Raw genomic sequence first — 19379 nt, 5'->3', positions numbered from 1 at the left:
GCACGACGTTAACAGGTGAGTTGACGTGATATTTAGATAAGAAAAGAGAACAAATATGACTTACTCCGTTGTATTCATGGGTACGCCAACCTTTGCCGTACCAATTTTAGAAGCATTAATTGCAGATCCACAATACGATGTGCAGGCCGTGGTTACGCAACCAGATCGCCCGCAAGGGCGTAAACGGGTGCTGACACCAAGTCCAGTGAAGGTGGCGGCACAGGCGCATGATTTGCCAGTTTTGCAACCTAAAAAGATGAATAATTCTGATGAAATGGCTCAAATCGTGGCTTTAGCGCCAGACTTCATCATTACGGCTGCGTTTGGCCAGTTTTTGCCAACGGCACTCCTAGACGCCGCCCAAATCGCGGCGGTCAATACCCACGCCTCATTATTACCAAAATATCGTGGTGGGGCACCCGTACATTATGCGATTATGAATGGTGACACAGAAACTGGTGTGTCAATTATGTATATGGTTAAGCAAATGGATGCTGGGGATGTGATTGACGTGGTCAAAGTACCGATTACAGCTCAAGATAATGTTGGTACAATGTTTGACAAACTCAGTTTGGCTGGGCGCGACTTACTGCTGGCAACCTTACCTAAAATTGCGGCTGGCGAGATTGCGCCCGTGCCACAAGACGAAGCGGCGGTAAGTATCTCGCCAAATATTACCCGTGCGCAACAAAACTTAAACTTTACCCAAGAAACAGCGCAACAGTTGGATTGGCATATTCGCGGTCTTTATCCAACACATCCTGCCTATGTTCAGGTAGCTGGTCAACGTGTGAAGTTAATTCAAGTCACGCCATTACCAGAAACAACAGATGTCGCACCAGGGCACGTGGTTGCGCGTACTAAAAAAATGTTAACCATTGCAGCAGCTGATCACTCCGTTTTGCGTATTGATCAATTACAACCAGCCGGAAAATCTGTGATGTCAAGCCAAGCGTATTTGAATGGCGCAGGGAGTCAATTGACGAGCGGTGATTTATGGGCAGAGGAACCAATTCATGAGTGATAAACGTGTTTATAGCAATAACCCACGTGTTTTAGCCGTTCAAACGCTGGCTAAAATTAAGAATGGTGCTTATTCCAACTTACAATTAAATCAGGTGATCAAGCAACACCAGCTCGGTGAAGCGGATAAACGGTTGTTAACGACGTTGGTCTATGGTGTGATTCAACACCGGTTGACTTTTGAGTATTGGTTAGCGCCATTTGTCGGTGACAAAAAACTCAATCCCTGGGTGCGCGAATTATTGTATACAGCGCTTTTTCAAATGCAATATTTGAACAAAATTCCCCAACACGCGATTTTTAATGAATCAATTGAAGTCGCTAAAATTTTGGGACATGTGGGTACGGCTAAATTTGTCACGGCGATTTTGCACAATATTAGTCGCCAAGGCTTGCCGGATACAGCGGCAATTACTGATCCGATTGCGCGCTTGTCTGTTGAAGCGAGCTTACCAGTTTGGTTGATTAACGAATTGGTAGCCCAAAATGGTGAAGCTGCGACGCGCGCCCTCGTGGCCACAATTAATGATGCGCCCATGCAATCAGTGCGTGTTAACACAGTGCTGGCAACTGATGAAGAAGTGGTGGCGTCATTGGCGGCCGAAAATATGACCGCGACACCATCACAAGTTGCGGATCATGCGTACATTGTGTCTGGTGGGCATGTGGCAAGTTCAACGGCTTATCAAAAAGGCTGGTTAACACTACAAGATGAAAGTGCCATGTTACCAGTTGAAAGCATGCACTTAACGCCAGCAGTCAAAAATGTTTTGGACGCCGCGGCAGCGCCTGGCGGGAAAACAACACAAATTGCGGCCTTAGTGGCTGATGATGCTCAAATTTTGGCCCTTGATGTGCATCCACATAAAATTAAACTCATTGAACAAAATGCAACGCGTTTGCAAGTGGCAGACCGCATTGCCACACAAGTCTTAGATGCACGAAAAGTGCTGACTGAAGTGGCAACCAAGTTTGACCGTATCTTAGTCGATGCCCCTTGTTCTGGCTTTGGTTTATTACGCCGCAAGCCTGAGATTCGTTATGACAAAACCCTTGAAGATGTCCAGAATTTAGCGCGTTTGCAGGGTGAAATTCTGGATTCAGTTAGCGAAAATGTGGCTGAAAATGGTATGATAGTGTACAGCACTTGCACAATTTTACGTCAAGAAAATGACGATGTGATTGCGCAATTCCTAGCCAAGCATCCGGAGTTCGAATTAGTGAAAACGCAAACAGCGCGTGATCTAAAGGCCGATCGACAAGAAGCTGTGCTGCATATCTATCCAAACGATTACCATACTGATGGTTTCTTCGTGGCAACGCTGAAGAAGAAATCAGGCACAAACGCCTAATACGCAAATAGCATGTGATAGAAAAGAAACCTATGCAAGTAGCATTTCATACAGATTCTGGTGTCAAACGCCAGGAAAATCAGGACTATGTTGGCGGCTTTACCAATCAAGCCGGTCGTTTAATGGTTATGGTCGCTGACGGTGTGACCTCGACTCGTGGGGGTGAGGTCGCCAGTGCGATGGCTGTTGAACATTTTGGACATGCCTGGGAAACAACAACAATTGAAACCATGAATTCAACAATTGATTGGCTAAAAGAAACGACGCACCAAGAGAATCAAGCCATTTTAGCTGCGGGTCAACGTTTTGAAGATTTGAAGCAGATGGCAACAACCTTGGTGATTGCGGTCATTTTTGATGATCAAATCGTGCTCGGCAATCTGGGCGATTCCAAAGCATTTTTACTCCATGATCAGGTACTCACGCAAATTTCTTGTGACCATAACTTGAAGAATGAATTAGTGCGTGCAGGGACTATGAGTCAAGCAGAAGCTGAGCGCCTAGCGCAAGCTAATAGTGTGACCCGTTATCTTGGGGTCGATGACCGTGCGGATATTGAGATTGCGCAATATCCATTTGTCGCAAATGATATGTTATTTTTAACCTCTGATGGCATTACCAAAGTGCTTGATGTCGGGACGATGACGGACATTATGCAACAAGCGACAACACTTGATATGCGAGCTTATGAATTAATTTCGGCTGCAAATCGTAATGGCGCCCCAGATAATGTGACGGCATTATTAGTAAGTCGTGATAATGAAGAGGATACAAAGTAGATATGTTACCAGATACAGTGATAGACAACCGTTATAGAATCATCAAATCACTTGGTGGTGGTATGGCCAATGTTTATTTGGCGCACGACGAATTTTTAGACCGTGACGTGACCCTTAAAATGATGCGTCTGGATATGAAAAACAACACTGATCTGGTCGAACGTTTTAAGCGCGAAGCGATTGCGGCAACTGAACTAGTGCATCAAAATATTGTGCAGATTTATGACACTGGTGAATATGAAGGCACGCAGTATTTGGTGATGGAATATGTGGATGGCATGGATTTAAAAACATTCATTGCCGAAAATTTCCCAATCCCTTATCAACAAGTTGTTGATATTATGCTACAAATTTTAAGTGCCGTACAAGCTGCCCATGATGCTGATATTATTCACCGTGATTTGAAGCCCCAAAATATTTTAATTGACCGACAAGGTGACGTGAAGATTACGGATTTTGGTATTGCTGTGGCGAAGTCATCGCAAGAACTGACGCAAACTAACACGGTCATCGGCTCAGTCCATTATTTGTCGCCTGAACAAACGCGCGGTGGCTTTGCCTCGGCTAAGTCAGATATTTATGCGTTGGGCGTGATGCTTTATGAAATGCTCACGAAGCAAGTTCCTTATGAAGGTGACACACCGGTTGCAGTGGCGATGAAGCATGCAACGGCGGAAATGCCCTCCGTGCGTGACTTTGACCCACGAATTCCTCAAGCCTTGGAAAACGTGATTTTAAAGGCAACGGCGAAACGCCCACAAGATCGTTATATGAGTGCAGCGGCGATGGCGGATGACTTGAGTTCAGTCTTGTCAGCACATCGTGCGGATGAAGAACGCTTCGCGCCAATGTCGGAAACGTCTGATGATACGCGCATTATTCCGATGGCACAAATTCAAGACCAACTCAAAACAGGGGTGTCGTCAGATAAAATTTTCCCAGAAGAAGCACCGGAAGAACCGTCGGTGACCGATACAATCATTGAATATGGTAAAAAAGGTTACGCGATTAAAAACATTGCCAAAATTGTTGACCGGACACCATCGTATGTTCGGCACGTTTTGAAAGATAACGGGATTAAATTTCGTAAGGCGCATAAATGGCCGTGGGTGGTCCTGGGCTTACTTGTTTTGGCGATTGCTGGGATTTTCTTTTTAAATTATCAATCAAGTAAGGTGACTGTGCCTGATGTGACAAATTTGAGTCAAGACGCTGCTACGAGTCGCTTAAAGCGAGCAGGTTTGACAGTTGGCAGTGTCAGTTCGACCACGTCTAAAAGCATTGCAGAAGGTCATGTGGTGCGCACAACACCAACATCAGGAACCGCAGCAACCAAGGGCGATACGATTAATTTGATTGTGTCTTCTGGTCGCGCCAAGGTGCGTTTTGGTGACTATGTTGGGACTGACTATAGTTTGACGTCAGCGCAATTACGTGCCCAAGGCTATGCCATCACGAAAGAAGGCATCCCATCAGATGATGTGCCAGCTGGGAAGATTATTGCCCAGTCAATTGATGCTAATGGCAAAGTGGATCCAACCCAAACATCCGTTGTCTTTACAGTGTCAACTGGTGCAGTCAAGATTGTTGTGCCGGATTTCACGGGTAAGGCAACCCAGCAACAAGTACAAGATTGGGCAACTCAGCACAATATCGTGGTTAATTTTAACACCCAGTTTGATGGGGACACGAAAAAAGATTATGTGATCAGTCAATCAATTCGAGGTGGTTCAAGTATTACCAAGGATATGGTTTTGTTAGTGACGATTTCACAAGGGCCACAAGATACAAGCAGCGCCTCAAGCAGTAGTGCAAGCAGTTCAAGTAGCTCAAGTAGTAGTTCATCAAGTAGCACTTCACGCAGTAGTGCGAGTGCCTCATCTAAATAACCGCTTTGCCTGATAGTGAAGTAAATTCAAGTCGATTACGGTCGGCTTTTTTGTTACAATAACATTATGAAAACAGGACGAATTATCCGCTCGTTAAGCGGTTATTATGATATACAAACAAGTGATGGGACAGTTGAACGGACGCGTGCCCGTGGTGAATTCCGTAAGTCAGGACAAAAACCACTGGTGGGCGATTTTGTCGACTTTGAGAGTGAAAACGATGAGGGATTAATCTGGAAGATTCATCCACGTGAAAATGCCTTAGTACGGCCACCAGTGGCCAATATTGATGTGGCTGTCATTGTGACGGCATTGAAGGAGCCAAATTTTGCACCGAACTTGCTGGATCGCCAGTTGGTTGCCTTGGAAGCGGCAAATGTCACACCATTGATTTATTTTTCTAAGTCCGATTTATTGTCACCGGCTGAATTTGAGCAAGCGATGGCAGTTGCTGAGACGTATCGTAAAATTGGTTACACGGTGATTTTGCCGCAACCAGGCGCAGAAGATGTGGCCTTTGCAGCATTGCAACAAGCATTGTCGCATCGTGTGGCCGTCTTTATGGGGCAAACAGGGGCTGGGAAATCAACGCTACTTAATCATTTGTCACCAGAACTTGGTTTGGCAACAGGTGAGGTGTCTAAAGCATTGAGTCGTGGTAAACATACGACGCGTCAAGTGACGTTAATTCAAGTTGATGACGCCTTAATTGCGGACACACCAGGTTTTTCATCCTATGAAGTGTTTGATTTTCCATCTGATGAACTCGACAATTATTTCCCAGAATTTGTCGCTTATCGACAGGATTGTCGTTTCCGTGGGTGCCGCCATTTGAATGAACCAGGGTGTGCCGTGAAGGCAGCGATGTTTATTGGCGCGATTGCGGAATCACGGTATAATAGTTATAAGGCATTCTACGACCTGATTAAGGCGCAAAAGCCAAGATATAATACAGATAATCGAAACTTTTAGGAAGAAGGAATTAAGCATGTCAGGAATTATTGCGCCATCAATTTTAAGCGCGGACTATACCAATTTGGAACGTGATGTTAAGCTCGTTGAAGCAGCTGGTGCTGAATATTTACACATTGACGTCATGGATGGTAACTTTGTGCCATCAATCTCTTACGGACCAAACTGGGTCAAGCAACTCCGTCCAGAGACTGATATGGTCTTAGATGTACATTTGATGGTGACGAATCCCGAAAAAATCGTTGATGAATTTGCCGATGCCGGTGCCGACATCATCGGGGTGCATGTTGAAGCAACGCCACACATTCACCGTGCCCTACAAATGATTAAGAACAAGGGCGTTAAGGCGGAAGTTGTCATTAACCCAGGAACACCCGTTCTAGCCATTGAACCCGTGCTTGATATGGTTGATCAAGTATTGGTCATGACTGTAAACCCAGGCTTTGGTGGACAAAAGTTCTTGCCATCAACACTTGAAAAGATTGCCCAATTGCGTGCAGTGCGTGATGAATTAGGTTATGACTTTGATATCCAAGTTGATGGTGGTATCAACGATGAAACCGTTGTGGCGGCCTATGAAGCAGGGGCTAATGTTTTTGTTGCAGGTTCTTATGTTTATGATAAAGTAGATCCAGCTGCCAAAATTGCCCGTTTGAAAGCCTTGACAAAATAATGCAAATTAACATTTTAGCTGGCGCGCCAACTGAACTTTGGCCGGATGATCTCTTTCAAGAACCAGGCTTATGGATTGGTGCAGATCGCGGCGCTTGGCGTTTATATGAACGTGGCCTCCCGATGATGATGGCGGTTGGCGACTTTGATTCGCTGACGGACACAGAATTGGCGACGTTGCAAGCGCATTTGCAAGCCAATGAAATTATGCATGTGCAAGCAGAAAAAGATGAAACGGATACGGAATTAGCACTGCTATACGCCCAAAGACAGCAACCAGACCAAATCAAAGTATTTGGGGCAACGGGTGGGCGTGTCGACCATTTATTGAGTAATTTATGGTTGATGGCGAACCCCGTTTTTGACGCGATTGTCGAAAAAACCCAATTTATTGATCGCTTGAATGTGGTGAGTTATGTGCAACCTGGTGAGAAGGAAGTGCATCAAATACCAGGGACGAAGTATCTTGGTTTTATGCCGCTAAATGACGTCAAAGATTTTCAAATTATTGACGCAAAGTATCCGTTATCACTGACCGATAATGTGGCTAAAATGTGGTCATCTAACGAATTTAAAGCAGATATTGTGCATATCAGCTTCAAAACTGGTATTGTTATGGTGACACAATCAAAAGATTAATGTTTTTTGATTGTCAGGTACTAAGGAGGAATAGTAATGACTGTAAAAGCAATTTCAGATGCAGATTTTAAGGCGGCAACCGCCAATGGTGTGACAATTACTGATTTTTGGGCAACTTGGTGTGGTCCATGTCGGATGCAATCACCCGTATTAGAAGCGTTATCTGATGAAGTCGACAACGTGGAATTTGTAAAAATGGATGTCGATGAAAATCCTGAAACACCTGCTGAATTTGGTATCCGCGCGATTCCAACATTGCTTGTTCAAAAGGATGGGGAAGTGGTTGAACGTTTGACTGGTTTCCACACAAAAGACCAATTAGTAAATGTTTTAGCGAAATATACGAAATAACTTGCCATAGTTGCGAAAACCTGGTAAAATTTACTATTGTTGTAGAAAGAGCTTTTTTAAATCATTGGCTCGAAAAGGAGGGTCGAACATGGCAAAAGATGCTATTACAGGCGCACGCACACGCTTTGGTAACCAACGTTCACACGCGTTGAACTCAAGTCGTCGTAGCTGGAAGCCAAATTTGCAAAAAGTGACTGTTAAGATTAATGGTGCGCCTGCAAAGAAAGTTTATTTAACAGCGCGTACTTTGAAGGCCGGATTGAAGAACGGTTCAATCGAACGCGTATAATCGACAAAACGATGACAGTCGTTTTGGGTTGATTATTCAAGTACGGCTGACATAAAACGACCACCATTTAGGTGGTTTTTTTATGTGGTATAACTGCTAAGAAAACGTTTCGCGTTGAGATATGTTAAAATAGTAGCAGTAAACCTTTAAGGAGGAAATGCGCGGTCAACGCGATGGCAATAGGCATTGTGGTTACTGGCCGTGTTCGATGAATTATGGCGATTAAAATTAAGGCTAAAAATGGTGACATCACAATTGAAAATGATGTCATTGCAACGATCGTGGGTGGCTCAGCGATTGAAAATCCAGGTGTTGTCGGCATGGCCTCAAAAGCTGCTTTTCGTGATGGGATGAACCAAATCTTGAATCGTGAAAATTACGCCAAAGGTGTTGTGGTGCATCAAGAAGACAACGGTGTGAGCGTTTATGTTTACTTGGTAGCACAATACGGCACAAAATTATCAGAAATTTCAAAATCAGTTCAAGGAAAAGTGAGATATAATCTTGACGCATTGCTTGGCATTCACGCAACAGAAGTTAACGTGATTGTTCAAGGTGTACGCGTCACAGACTAGGAGTGTCATGACTAAGATAACGACCATTACCAATGTTGAATTTGGTAAGATGATTAACGCTGCAGCGGCGTCATTAGCTGCCAATGCGGATAAAATTAATAAATTAAATGTGTTCCCCGTACCTGATGGTGACACAGGCACAAACATGAGCCTGTCCATGGCGAGTGGTGCTCAATATGAACGTGACGCGCTTGATACCCATATTGGTGCTTTGGCAAAGGCCACATCAAAAGGGTTATTGATGGGCGCGCGCGGGAATTCTGGCGTCATTTTGTCACAAATTTTCCGTGGTTTTGCCAATGCGGTCGAAGACAAGGCAACATTGTCAGCGCGTGATATGGCCGATGCTTTGATGTCTGGGGCAAAAATCGCTTACAAGTCAGTGATGAAACCGACTGAAGGGACGATTTTGACGGTGATTCGCGAAGCAGCTGCTAAAGCTAATCAAGTGGCTGAAGAAACCGATGATGTTGTGGTGCTCATGCAAGCTGTGGATGAAGCAGCTCAAGCAGCCCTTGATAGCACCCCTGAACTATTGCCAGTTTTGAAAGAAGTTGGCGTTGTTGATTCAGGTGGTCAAGGTTTGGTCTTTGTTTTACGTGCCTTTTATCAAGTGTTGAGTGGCAACTTTAATGAAGAAGATTTGCAAGCTCCTGACAATGCGGCGTTGGATCAAATGGTGAAAGAATTGCACGCTGGCGCCCAAGCCAACAGTAATTTAGATCCTGACGATATTGAATATGGTTATTGTACTGAAGTGATGGTTCAGATCGGCAAAGGGACAACTTTTGACCGTGAATTTGATTACGAACCTTTCTATAATCATTTGGCCGAATTAGGCGATTCCTTACTTGTGATTAATGATGATGAAATCGTTAAGGTGCACGTGCATACTGAAAACCCAGGCGAAGTGATTGGTTGGGGCACACATTTTGGTTCTTTGGTGAAAGTTAAAGTTGATAACATGCGTGATCAACAACAAGCAGTCATCGACGCACAACGTGCTGAAGAAAACCAAGCGGCCAAAATGTTTGCTGCCAATGTACCAGTTTCAGATACGGCGGTTATTACGATTGCGGCTGGTGACGGTGTGGCCGAACTCTTTAAGAGCTTAGGCGTACACACAGTCATTTCTGGTGGTCAAACGATGAATCCATCGACAGCAGATATCGTGGCGGCAATTGAAGCTAGTGGCGCTAAGCAAGCAATTATCTTGCCAAACAATTCCAATATTTTCATGGCCGCTGAACAAGCAGTTGATTTAGTTGACATCCCAGCACAAGTTGTGAAGACACGGACGATTCAACAAGGTTTGACCGCAATGATGGGTTATAATCCAGACGCTGATTTGGCTACAAATGCTGATGAAATGGCTGCTGCGATGGCTGAAGTGAAGTCTGCACAAATTACGCAAGCCGTTCGTGACACTCTGCTTGACGGTGTTGAAATTCATGATGGTGATTGGTTGGGCATTCTTGATGGCGATATTGCCGTTGTGACCAAGAAAGTCTATGATGCAGCGCTGGAAGCTGTGAGCCAAATGTTAGATGACGACTCTGAAATTGTCACAATTATTTTCGGAGAAGATCTCAAGCAAAAGGATGCTGAAAAGTTAGCAGCAGCTATCTTAGCAATTGATGACGATCTCGAAGTTGAAATTCATGACGGTCAACAACCACTATACCCATATTTGTTAGCAGTTGAATAACAGATGACACTAAAAAAAGCAGCGTGAGCTGCTTTTTTTAGTGGTGATTATAACCAACCTAGGGCGTTGATTGAGGCGTAAAAGACACCACCAATCATCAAAATGATCATTAACCACGCCATGACTAAAGTCATTTTTTCAATGCGCGTCCGCGATTTGCGTTCGATTTTTGGCATGCGGTGTTGGTTGAGCTTCGCGTCAATTTCAGCTTGTAATTTGGCGTTCGTTGGTCGCGGCGTTTGTTCGTCAGTCATAGTCTACCTCGTAAAGTTATTCCCATTTAGTTTAACATAATCTCTTCATGCGGTGCAATTCACAAACGACCGCGGCTTGCCTTTTTGGGGGAGTTTCGGTATTCTGGTTTTAGATGAGGAACATAGAGGTAGTGATATGCAATGGTGGTTTTGGTCGGTTGGCGCGGTGATAATCTTGGTTATCGCATTGACGGTTAATCGTAAATTTCATGTTGGCAAATTTCAGTTTAGCCTGTTAGATCTTGCAGTCATCCCGCTTTGGTTGTGCCTGCACTTTGCCATGGGTGAACGCTTTGGTGTGAGTTGGTGGGCCTGGATGCTGATGGGGTGGTGTGTCATTGGAATTGTGTTGTCCTGGTATTTGTTACGTAACCGCTGGTCACTTTGGTTATTTTGGCGACGATTTTGGGTCTGGAGTGGGCTATTTGCAGCATTTTTGTTAATGATTGTGACCATTTTTGGGTTTATCTCCCACTGACACCCACTTTGACAGAAAGTACGACTATCAAGGGATAGTCGTACTTTTTTTGTGTCATAAATTTACTAAATTGTGACAAAATGGGAATAAGGTGGAGGGAAGTGGGTAAATGTGGTAAATTAATAGTATAGATTTTTTAATGGGGGTGGTCCTTATGTTCATGGGCGAATATTCACATACGCTCGATGCAAAAGGGCGACTCATAATACCGGCAAAATTTCGTCATCAGTTAGGCGACAAGTTTGTTGTCACCCGTTGGATGGAACACGCATTACGTGCCATGCCAATGCCTATCTGGGAAAAATTAGAAACACAATTAAATGAACTCCCTTTAGGGAAAAAAGAAGCGCGCCAATTTAAACGCTTTGTTTTGGCTGGTGCCATGGAAGCGGAAATTGATAAGCAAGGGCGTATTATTGTACCGGCCAATTTGCGAGAATATGCTGGTTTGGAAAAAGATGTCATCGTGACCGGCTCCGGTGATTCATTTGAAATCTGGCAAGCAGCACGTTGGCAAGCCTATACATCAGCGACGGCGGATAACTTTGATGAGATTGCAGAAGGACTAGTTGATTTTGACTTCTAGTTGAAAAGGAAGGTTTTAATGTCAGAATTTGAACATGTCACAGTACTCCTCCATGAGGCAGTTGCCTTACTTGAGATTAAACCTGACGGTCTTTACGTGGATGCCACACTAGGTGGTGGTGGTCATACAGGTGAAATCCTAAAGCAGTTAACGACTGGGACGCTGTATAGCTTTGATCAAGATGACACCGCGATTCAATACAACACCAAACAGTATGCTGATGAAATTGCGGCCGGTAAGCTGGTCTTAATTCATCAAAATTTCCGAACGTTCAAGTCAGCATTAGCAGAACGTGGTGTCACAGCCGTTGACGGCATTGTTTATGATCTTGGCGTGAGTTCTGTGCAATTTGATGATGGGCAACGGGGCTTTAGCTATAATTACGATGCTGAATTAGATATGCGGATGGATCAACGTCAAACATTAACGGCGAAAACAATTGTTAATGACTGGCCTTTCAATGATTTATTACGTATTCTCAGCCGTTACGGCGAAGATCGTTTCCCAAAGCAAATTGCACGTAAAATCGAGCAGCATCGGGAAAACGGACCAATCAATACAACGTTTGAATTAGTGGACATTATCAAAGAAGCGATTCCAGCACCAGCACGACGTAAGGGTGGTCATCCGGCCAAACGTACGTTCCAAGCATTACGCATTGCCGTCAATGATGAATTAGGTGCGTTGGAAGATTCTTTGACACAAGCGATTGATTTATTGGCCCCCGATGGCCGCATTAGCGTGATTACCTTCCAATCGTTAGAAGATCGTCTCGTTAAACAAATGTTTCGTGAAAAGACAACCGCGCCCGAATTACCTGCTGGCTTACCCGTTTTGCCAGGGCAGTTTGAAGCCGATTACACATTGTTAACTCGCAAGCCAATACTACCTAGTCAAGATGAGATGGCCGACAATCACCGGTCAGAATCAGCCAAGTTACGTGGTATCGCACGACAATAAGATTTAGGAGCTGCATATGGCACAAAATGCATATCAATATACCACGACTGCGGAAGCTATACCGCTATCACAACCTAAAACACGGATTAAATACAAGCCTGCACGTTGGACAAGGAAAGAACGGATGATGGTGGCTTTTGTGTCTGCCGTGGTAATGATTTTGATGGTGGGCGTTGTCTTTTCAAGTATGCAAGCTAATGCGGCGCGTACGAACACGCAAGTCATGCAAACGCAAATTGATGAAACAAAACAGGCGAATGATGCGTTACGTAGTGACATTCAAAGTAAGACAAGCAAAAAGAACTTAGACGAGGTTGCTAAAAAGTATGATATGACATTATCAGATAGCAACGTTAGAAATGTTAACCAATAATGATGAAAAAAAACGTGAGACGTATACCGAATAGAAGAGTCACACAGAACGCCAAAATTTTTGGTGGTGTATTGTTGGGGGCAATGATACTTGTGACACTCGGACTCGGGATACGTCTTTTTATTATTGCAAGTGGTTCTGTAGACGGCCATAACCTCAACGATGCGACCAGACAAGCCTTTATGGCGAAACAAATTGTGCCAGCCAACCGCGGTCGCATTTTTGATGCGTCGGGTAATGTCTTGGCTGAAAATACAACGGTTTATGATATGTATGCCGTGTTAGACAAAAAAGTATTACGCACCAAAGACCCCAAGACTGGCAAGTACGTGGCGGGTTCCGGTCACGTTGAAGATCCGGAACTGACAGCTGAAAAGTTAAGCCAAGTCATTGACATGAGCAAATCAGAAATTTTGAAGCGTCTGGAAAAGAAAGCTTACCAAGTTGAATTTATCTCAACAAAAGGCCAAGCTAGTAAAAATTTGTCGATTGCCCAATATGAAAAAATTAAGGCAATGAATTTGCCAGGGATTAACTTCACGCCGCATGCGGCACGTAGTTATCCTGAAGATAGCACAGCCTCACATTTAATCGGCATGACGAAAAGTAATCAGGATACCCAAACGGGCCAAATGGTGCAGTCAGGTTTGATGGGTATTGAAGCCGCTGAAAATAGTACTTTAGCGGGTAAAAATGGCATTAAGCAGTATGATGGCCAAAAAGAAAACACCAAGGGCAGTCAAACCGTTCAAAATGGGAATGATGTGTATCTCACGTTAGATAATAATTTGCAAAACACATTAGAAACACGGATGGATGATCTGTTTGCCACGACGAAAGCTGAGTCAGCGGTTGGGGTGTTGATGGAAGCAAAAACGGGTCGGATTGTCGCAGCTACCCAACGGCCTAATTTTAATCCCAATGATAAAAACGATAGCCCAAAGCTTTGGACTAATCTATTAGACCAAGGGCCATTTGAACCTGGTTCAACGATGAAAGGCATCACGCTGGCGGCCGCCATTGATACAGGTAAGTGGCAGCCAGATGACACTTATCAATCAGGAACACTGTTGATTGATGGCAAAAAAGTGGTCGATGCTTTTGGTCAAAATCAAGGGGTGCTAACGTATCGAGAGGGGTTCTGGCGTTCTTCAAACGTGGCCTTTGCCAAAGTTGAGCAGAAGTTAGGCGCAACGACTTGGCGCCAATATCTGGAAAAGTTCCGCTTTTTGCAGTCTACACATTCAGGGCTAAGTAATGAGTCAGCAGGTAATATTTCATTTGATTATCCCATTGACCAAGCCAACACGGCGTATGGTCAAGGGATTAGTGTGACACCGTTGCAAATGTTACAAGCCTATTCCGCTATCGCCAATGATGGTAAGGAAATCAAACCATACTTTGTGGATAAAGTGGTCAATCCAGCGACCGGTGCCGTTGTTGAACAAGGCAAAACGGTCGAAGTTGCGCGTCCCATCAAAGCTAGTACGGCGAAACAAGTCCGTAAGTACATGATTGATGTTGTCAATCAAAAAACAGGGACTGCCAAAGAATTTGACTTGCGCAAATATGGCTATCAAATTGCGGCTAAGACTGGAACGGCCCAGATTTCACAAGGTGGGCAATACCTGCAAGGGTTGAATAACGCGATTCATTCGGTGATGGTCTTAGCACCGGAAAAAAATCCAAAATATATTTTCTATTTGGCCGTTCAGCAACCAAAGGTTTTCCCAGATCCCACGATTCAAATCACGATGAACAAAGTTTTTCAACCTTTGATGCTGCAAGCTTTAAATAGTAGTGATAGTGCGGTAAAATCAAAAACAACCAAACAAACGGTGCCTAATGTGGTGGGGCAATCCATTCAAGATGCGACCGACACAATGACACAAGCAGGCTTTAGAACGGCGGTGGTTGGGTCAACTGGTAACATTACGGCACAGTCGTTGTTACCAGAGCAAAAGTCACTGACCAATCAGCTTGTTATTTTGAAGGCCAAAGGCAATACCCATTTACCTGATATGACCGGTTGGAGTTTGACTGATGCGCAAGCATTTGCTGATGCAGCAGGCTTTAAACTCAGTTGGACGGGTTATGGTTATGTCACGAGTCAAAGTATTGCCAAAGACCAATTGGTTGTCAATACCAGTCAAGTGGCCATCACATTAAAAGAGAAGCAGTAGGAGAGAGCAAATGTCAGATAATTTATGGGCTTTAGCCCGAGCGTTCATTGTCACGGTAATTTTCATGCCGATGGTAATTAAGTTCTTAAAACAATCTAAGGAACAGGCCGTGATTCGACGTTTAGGACCGGATCATCAAGCCAAAGCTGGTACCCCAAGTATGGGTGGCGCATTGTTTGTCGCGGCTGCCGCGTTGAGTGCTTTGATTGGGGCAGGTGCCACAGCCGGGTTTGCCGGTTTGGCAGCCATGTCATTACCGGTCATGGCTTTACTCGCCTATGCGGTGATTGGTGGAATTGACGATGCTTTGAAAATGGTGCGACGTGCCGATGAAGGCTTTGCTTTTAAGCCAAAGTTAGCGGCGCAAACTATTAGTGCCGTTGTGATTATGATCATGATGTGGGCGATGGGCGTGCCATTTACGTTGTATGTCCCGCTCCTTGGTACGCTGCACTTGGGTATCTTTTACTTTATCTTTTTGTGGTTCTGGCTGGTGGGTTGGTCAAACGCTACAAATTTGACGGACGGCCTGGATGGGTTGCTTGCCGGAACGAGTATCGTCGTTTATGCGGCCTATGCGGTCATTGCCAATAACATGCATCAGCAAACGATTGTCATCTTTAACTTTGCGGTTATCGGTGCGCTCCTTGGTTTCTTAATTTTCAATAAGCCAAAGGCGAAAATTTTTATGGGCGATACTGGTTCGCTGGCATTAGGAGCTGGATTAGCCATGGAATCAATTTTATTGGGGATTCCATTCTCATTGGTTTGGTTCGGTTTGATTTTTGTGATTGAGACATTATCCGTCATTATTCAAACGGTCGGGTACCATTACTGGCATAAGCGGATTTTCCCCATGGCCCCAATTCATCATTCATTTGAAAAGTTTGGTTGGAGTGAATGGCAAATCGACACCCTATTTTGGATTGTGTCAGCGATCTTAGCAGTTGCGGGCATCTTTTACATGAATTAATACAGGTAGGCAATTTAGCCTACGTACATAAAAAATAAGGAGCAGGAGAATATGAAGGCACAAGCATTCAACAATAAAAAAGTGATGGTATTTGGTTGGGCGCGCTCTGGTAAAGCAGCAGCCCAACGTCTTGTGGCGCTGGGTGCTCGAGTGACGGTTGTGAATGGTGGCGATTTTGCACCAGACGACACCTTTAACCAGTTACAAGCTGCTGGTGTGACTTTCATTAATCATGATGAGGCGACACCTCTGGACGCATCATTTGATTACTTGATCAAAAATCCTGGTATTCCTTATGACACAGCTTTGGTACAACGTGCCATGGCTCTTGATATTCCTGTACTAACCGAGGTAGCAGTCGCATTAAGTTCGTTTGAAGGCCGTCTGATTGCTGTTACTGGTTCAAATGGGAAGACCACTACCACGTCACTTATTCGTGACATGTTATTAGCAGATGGTCAACGGGTAACGACGGCCGGCAATATCGGAACACCAGTGAGCGAAGTGGTACCTGCATTAACTGCTGATGATACCTTGCTATTAGAATTATCAAGTTTTCAATTAATGGGTGTGCCGGATATCCAACCAGATATTGCCTTAATCACCAATATTTTTGCTAATCATTTGGATTATCATGGTACACGTGAACAGTATGTCGCAGCAAAGTTTCAATTGACACAAAATCAAACGTCGGCGCAAACGTTGGTGCTGAATGCTGATAGCCCAGACACAGCGCAGTTTACTGCAGATACAGCTGCGCAAGTGGTACCCTTTTCACGGACACAATCGGGTCACCGTGTGGCAGCGACAGCGGGCAATTTAGTGATTGATGATCAAGTTGTGATGCCGCTGACTGCCATTAAACTGGTTGGGCCACATAATCTTGAAAATATCTTAGCTGCCGTCACAGTAGCCAAACTTACCGGCGTAGAAAATGAGGCAATTCGCCAAGTGCTTGCGTCATTTGGCGGTGTGGCGCATCGATTAGAATATTTGTTTACCGACCAAGCAGTAATGTATTACAATGATTCCAAAGCGACAGATATTGAGGCGACGCAAACGGCGTTGGATAGTTTTGACCAACCCACAATTTGGTTGGCTGGTGGTCTAGATCGAGGTGATGACTTAACACGTTTGTTGCCAAATATGACCCATGTTAAAACTGTGGTGGCCTTTGGTGAAACGCAACAAAAGGTTGTTGCTGTTGCCCAAGCGGCTGGTCTACCCGTTCAAACGGTTGATGATGTCGCCGCCGCGGCCAGACTTGCTGTCACCTTGGCGCAAGCCGGCGATGTGGTCTTATTATCACCGGCCGCAGCAAGTTGGGATCAGTATGATAACTTTGAAATCCGCGGTGAGGCATTTGTAAGTGAATTAAAGAAAGTTTTGGGGCGATAATATGCGTGTAATTTTATCAGGTGGTGGCACAGGTGGCCACATTTATCCAGCTTTAGCATTAGCAGAAGTGATTAAGCAACATGATCCGGATGCAGAATTTTTATATGTTGGGTCAGAACGGGGGGTCGAAGCCAATATTGTCCCACCAACTGGTATGGCGTTTAAGCAATTGGCCGTTCAAGGATTCAGGCGCTCATTATCACTGGACAATATTCAAACTGTGCGGCTATTCTTGAAAGCAGTAAAGCAGTCAAAAAAGATTATTAAAGAGTTCAAACCAGATGTTGTGGTTGGCACAGGGGGGTATGTGGCCGGTGCTGTTGTTTATGCGGCCCAACGGCTGCATATTCCAACTGTGATTCATGAACAAAATTCAGTCGCTGGCGTGACCAATAAATTTTTGGCACGTGGGGCAACCAAGATTGGGGTCGCTTTTAGTGTCGCAAAAGACCAATTTCCCACAGATAAAGTGACTTTAGTCGGTAATCCACGTGCGCAACAAGTTGCACAATTGAAGTCAACTTTTTCTTGGCAAACTTTGGGCTTGCGAGATGATAAGCCAACATTGTTGATTTTTGGTGGCTCACAAGGTGCCCCAGCCATTAACTTAGCGGTTATCGAAGCGATGAATGAGTTGAATACGCGGCCTTATCAAATTGTGATTGTTACTGGGCCCAAGCGCTATGATAACGTCATTAACTTATTGCAAGCGCAAGGTGTTTCAGCAGCTGATAATATTCGCATTGTGCCATATATTGATAACATGCCAGAAGTTTTGGCACAAACAACAGCGATTGTGTCACGCGCAGGGGCAACATCAATTGCTGAAATTACAGCGTTGGGCATTCCTTCTATTTTGGTCCCAAGCTTACACGTCACAGGCGACCATCAAACTAAGAATGCCAAAAGCTTAGTCGATGCTGGTGCAGCACTAATTATTCCTGAACCAGAACTCAATGGTCAGACACTTATTGCCGCAGCAGATCAATTATTATTAGACACGACCACGAGCGATAAGATGGCCGCACAAGCCACAAAGGTTTGCATGCCAGATGCTGGCGATCGCTTGTATCAGCTGCTTTTGTCAGCAATTTCAGAAAAGAAAGATTGATATTTTGACTGATGCAACAAACAACATGCGATTAAAAAAAACGATACCGCGTCAATTTTGGCTGAACTTGGTAATCTTTGTGTTGGTCATCATCAGTTTGATTGTGTTGCTACAACCATGGCGAGTTGTTCAGACTGTCACCGTACAATCAGCGACTATTCCAGCAACGGCAATTGAAGCAGATGCCAATATTAAGAAAAACACACCGCTTTGGCGTGTGACTGGGCAAACCAATTTTATTGTGCAACGTATTTTGCAAAAGAATCCAGCTGTTGATGCAGCGCAAGTCACGGTTAACGGCCAGCATGTGACCATTAAAGTAATTGAAAAAGTTACGGCTGGTTATGTGTATCAAAATGGGCAGTGGCTGGTGATGGATCGTAATGGACGGCAACAAAAAGTTGCTGCACCAAAAGGGGATGCACCAGTTTATGCAGGGTTTAAATCGCAATCAGAATTACAACAAGTTGTCCAAGGGTTTGTTGGACTGGAGTTGACCTTACGTCAAAATATCAGTCAAATTACGCTGTCACCTAATAAAGACAATGCGCATTGTTTGGTAATTATTATGGATGATGGCAATACAGTGTATGCGACCAGCAAAACGTTTGGTCAAAAGATTAGTTATTATCCTGGCATTGCAGCCCAAATGCCTGAAAAAGGGATTGTTGATTTGCAGTTTGGGGCCTACTCACATGCGTATGGGGTGACCCAGGATAAACCGCAAAAAAACGCGGCTGAGAAAACGACACAAACGCCATAATCGGTGGCGTAAGATACCTATTTTATGCTATTATTACTATTAGGTATATTT

The 19379-nt window shown here is 44.4% G+C and carries 21 protein-coding genes; 20 read left to right on the top strand and 1 reads right to left on the bottom strand.

The genetic code is table 11. The features are described 5' to 3' along the window. The first annotated feature begins 55 nt into the window (after positions 1-55). The 11 genes from fmt (at position 56) to fakA (ending at position 10249) form a co-directional block, all read left to right on the top strand. Positions 56-1024 carry a methionyl-tRNA formyltransferase gene (fmt, locus tag IE039_RS01060; protein WP_189428575.1) on the top strand — a complete coding sequence of 323 codons (969 nt, stop codon included), beginning with the start codon at positions 56-58 and terminating at the stop codon, positions 1022-1024. After that, complete coding sequence (rsmB, locus tag IE039_RS01055) at positions 1017-2375, top strand: 16S rRNA (cytosine(967)-C(5))-methyltransferase RsmB (protein ID WP_189428574.1); 1359 nt, start codon at positions 1017-1019, stop codon at positions 2373-2375. The genes fmt and rsmB overlap by 8 nt, the downstream gene beginning before the upstream one ends. Positions 2376-2407: 32 nt before the next feature. Next, on the top strand, positions 2408-3154 hold the full coding sequence (locus IE039_RS01050) for a protein phosphatase 2C domain-containing protein (protein ID WP_010003178.1): 747 nt from the start codon (positions 2408-2410) through the stop codon (positions 3152-3154). Positions 3155-3156: 2 nt separating this feature from the next. Beyond that, positions 3157-5043: a Stk1 family PASTA domain-containing Ser/Thr kinase gene (gene pknB / locus IE039_RS01045; protein WP_189428573.1), complete on the top strand. Its 1887-nt coding sequence runs from the start codon at positions 3157-3159 to the stop codon at positions 5041-5043. 66 nt (positions 5044-5109) lie between these two features. Next, positions 5110-6015, top strand: coding sequence for a ribosome small subunit-dependent GTPase A (rsgA, locus tag IE039_RS01040; RefSeq protein WP_189428572.1), 906 nt, complete (start codon positions 5110-5112; stop codon positions 6013-6015). Positions 6016-6031: 16 nt separating this feature from the next. Further along, positions 6032-6688 carry a ribulose-phosphate 3-epimerase gene (gene rpe / locus IE039_RS01035; protein WP_029509111.1) on the top strand — a complete coding sequence of 219 codons (657 nt, stop codon included), beginning with the start codon at positions 6032-6034 and terminating at the stop codon, positions 6686-6688. Further along, entirely contained in the window at positions 6688-7326 is a 639-nt protein-coding gene (locus tag IE039_RS01030) for a thiamine diphosphokinase (RefSeq protein ID WP_048700029.1), read from the top strand. Before rpe ends, IE039_RS01030 begins: the two co-directional genes overlap by 1 nt. A 36-nt stretch (positions 7327-7362) precedes the next feature. After that, positions 7363-7677: a thioredoxin gene (gene trxA, locus IE039_RS01025; RefSeq protein WP_010003456.1), complete on the top strand. Its 315-nt coding sequence runs from the start codon at positions 7363-7365 to the stop codon at positions 7675-7677. A gap of 88 nt (positions 7678-7765) precedes the next feature. After that, entirely contained in the window at positions 7766-7966 is a 201-nt protein-coding gene (gene rpmB, locus IE039_RS01020; RefSeq protein WP_010001978.1) for a 50S ribosomal protein L28, read from the top strand. A gap of 215 nt (positions 7967-8181) precedes the next feature. Beyond that, on the top strand, positions 8182-8541 hold the full coding sequence (locus tag IE039_RS01015; RefSeq protein ID WP_010003454.1) for an Asp23/Gls24 family envelope stress response protein: 360 nt from the start codon (positions 8182-8184) through the stop codon (positions 8539-8541). A gap of 7 nt (positions 8542-8548) precedes the next feature. Beyond that, complete coding sequence (gene fakA, locus IE039_RS01010; protein WP_189428571.1) at positions 8549-10249, top strand: DAK2 domain-containing protein; 1701 nt, start codon at positions 8549-8551, stop codon at positions 10247-10249. A 47-nt stretch (positions 10250-10296) separates the two neighbouring features. Here the strand turns inward: fakA and IE039_RS01005 are convergent, their stop codons facing one another. Next, positions 10297-10503 carry a DUF4044 domain-containing protein gene (locus tag IE039_RS01005; RefSeq protein ID WP_010001974.1) on the bottom strand — a complete coding sequence of 69 codons (207 nt, stop codon included), beginning with the start codon at positions 10501-10503 and terminating at the stop codon, positions 10297-10299. A gap of 136 nt (positions 10504-10639) precedes the next feature. Here IE039_RS01005 and IE039_RS01000 point away from each other — a divergent pair, with 136 nt between their 5' ends. The 9 genes from IE039_RS01000 (at position 10640) to IE039_RS00960 (ending at position 19328) form a co-directional block, all read left to right on the top strand. Further along, entirely contained in the window at positions 10640-10981 is a 342-nt protein-coding gene (locus IE039_RS01000; protein ID WP_010003522.1) for a hypothetical protein, read from the top strand. Between the two features lie 154 nt (positions 10982-11135). Further along, positions 11136-11567 carry a division/cell wall cluster transcriptional repressor MraZ gene (mraZ, locus tag IE039_RS00995; protein ID WP_010001972.1) on the top strand — a complete coding sequence of 144 codons (432 nt, stop codon included), beginning with the start codon at positions 11136-11138 and terminating at the stop codon, positions 11565-11567. A gap of 18 nt (positions 11568-11585) precedes the next feature. Beyond that, positions 11586-12527, top strand: coding sequence for a 16S rRNA (cytosine(1402)-N(4))-methyltransferase RsmH (gene rsmH / locus IE039_RS00990; protein ID WP_010003520.1), 942 nt, complete (start codon positions 11586-11588; stop codon positions 12525-12527). A gap of 16 nt (positions 12528-12543) precedes the next feature. Then, complete coding sequence (locus tag IE039_RS00985; RefSeq protein WP_010003518.1) at positions 12544-12900, top strand: cell division protein FtsL; 357 nt, start codon at positions 12544-12546, stop codon at positions 12898-12900. 2 nt (positions 12901-12902) lie between these two features. Further along, complete coding sequence (locus IE039_RS00980; protein WP_189428581.1) at positions 12903-15083, top strand: PASTA domain-containing penicillin-binding protein; 2181 nt, start codon at positions 12903-12905, stop codon at positions 15081-15083. A gap of 10 nt (positions 15084-15093) precedes the next feature. Further along, positions 15094-16056, top strand: a complete 963-nt coding sequence (mraY, locus tag IE039_RS00975; protein ID WP_019041048.1) for a phospho-N-acetylmuramoyl-pentapeptide-transferase — start codon at positions 15094-15096, stop codon at positions 16054-16056. Positions 16057-16107: 51 nt separating this feature from the next. Beyond that, positions 16108-17454, top strand: coding sequence for a UDP-N-acetylmuramoyl-L-alanine--D-glutamate ligase (gene murD / locus IE039_RS00970; RefSeq protein WP_010004171.1), 1347 nt, complete (start codon positions 16108-16110; stop codon positions 17452-17454). Between the two features lies 1 nt (position 17455). Beyond that, the gene (gene murG, locus IE039_RS00965) at positions 17456-18565 is read left to right on the top strand and encodes an undecaprenyldiphospho-muramoylpentapeptide beta-N-acetylglucosaminyltransferase (RefSeq protein WP_010004170.1); all 1110 of its coding nucleotides are present in this window, start codon (positions 17456-17458) and stop codon (positions 18563-18565) included. 25 nt (positions 18566-18590) lie between these two features. Further along, a complete protein-coding gene (locus tag IE039_RS00960; protein ID WP_189428570.1) occupies positions 18591-19328 on the top strand; it encodes a cell division protein FtsQ/DivIB in 738 nt (245 codons plus the stop codon). Positions 19329-19379: the final 51 nt, after the last annotated feature.

Origin of the sequence: Leuconostoc lactis KCTC 3528 = DSM 20202 (genome assembly GCF_014651235.1) — a bacterium.
Lineage (GTDB): Bacteria > Bacillota > Bacilli > Lactobacillales > Lactobacillaceae > Leuconostoc > Leuconostoc lactis.
Note: the sequence above shows the minus strand (reverse complement) of the source record. Positions and strands in the feature narration are given on the sequence as shown.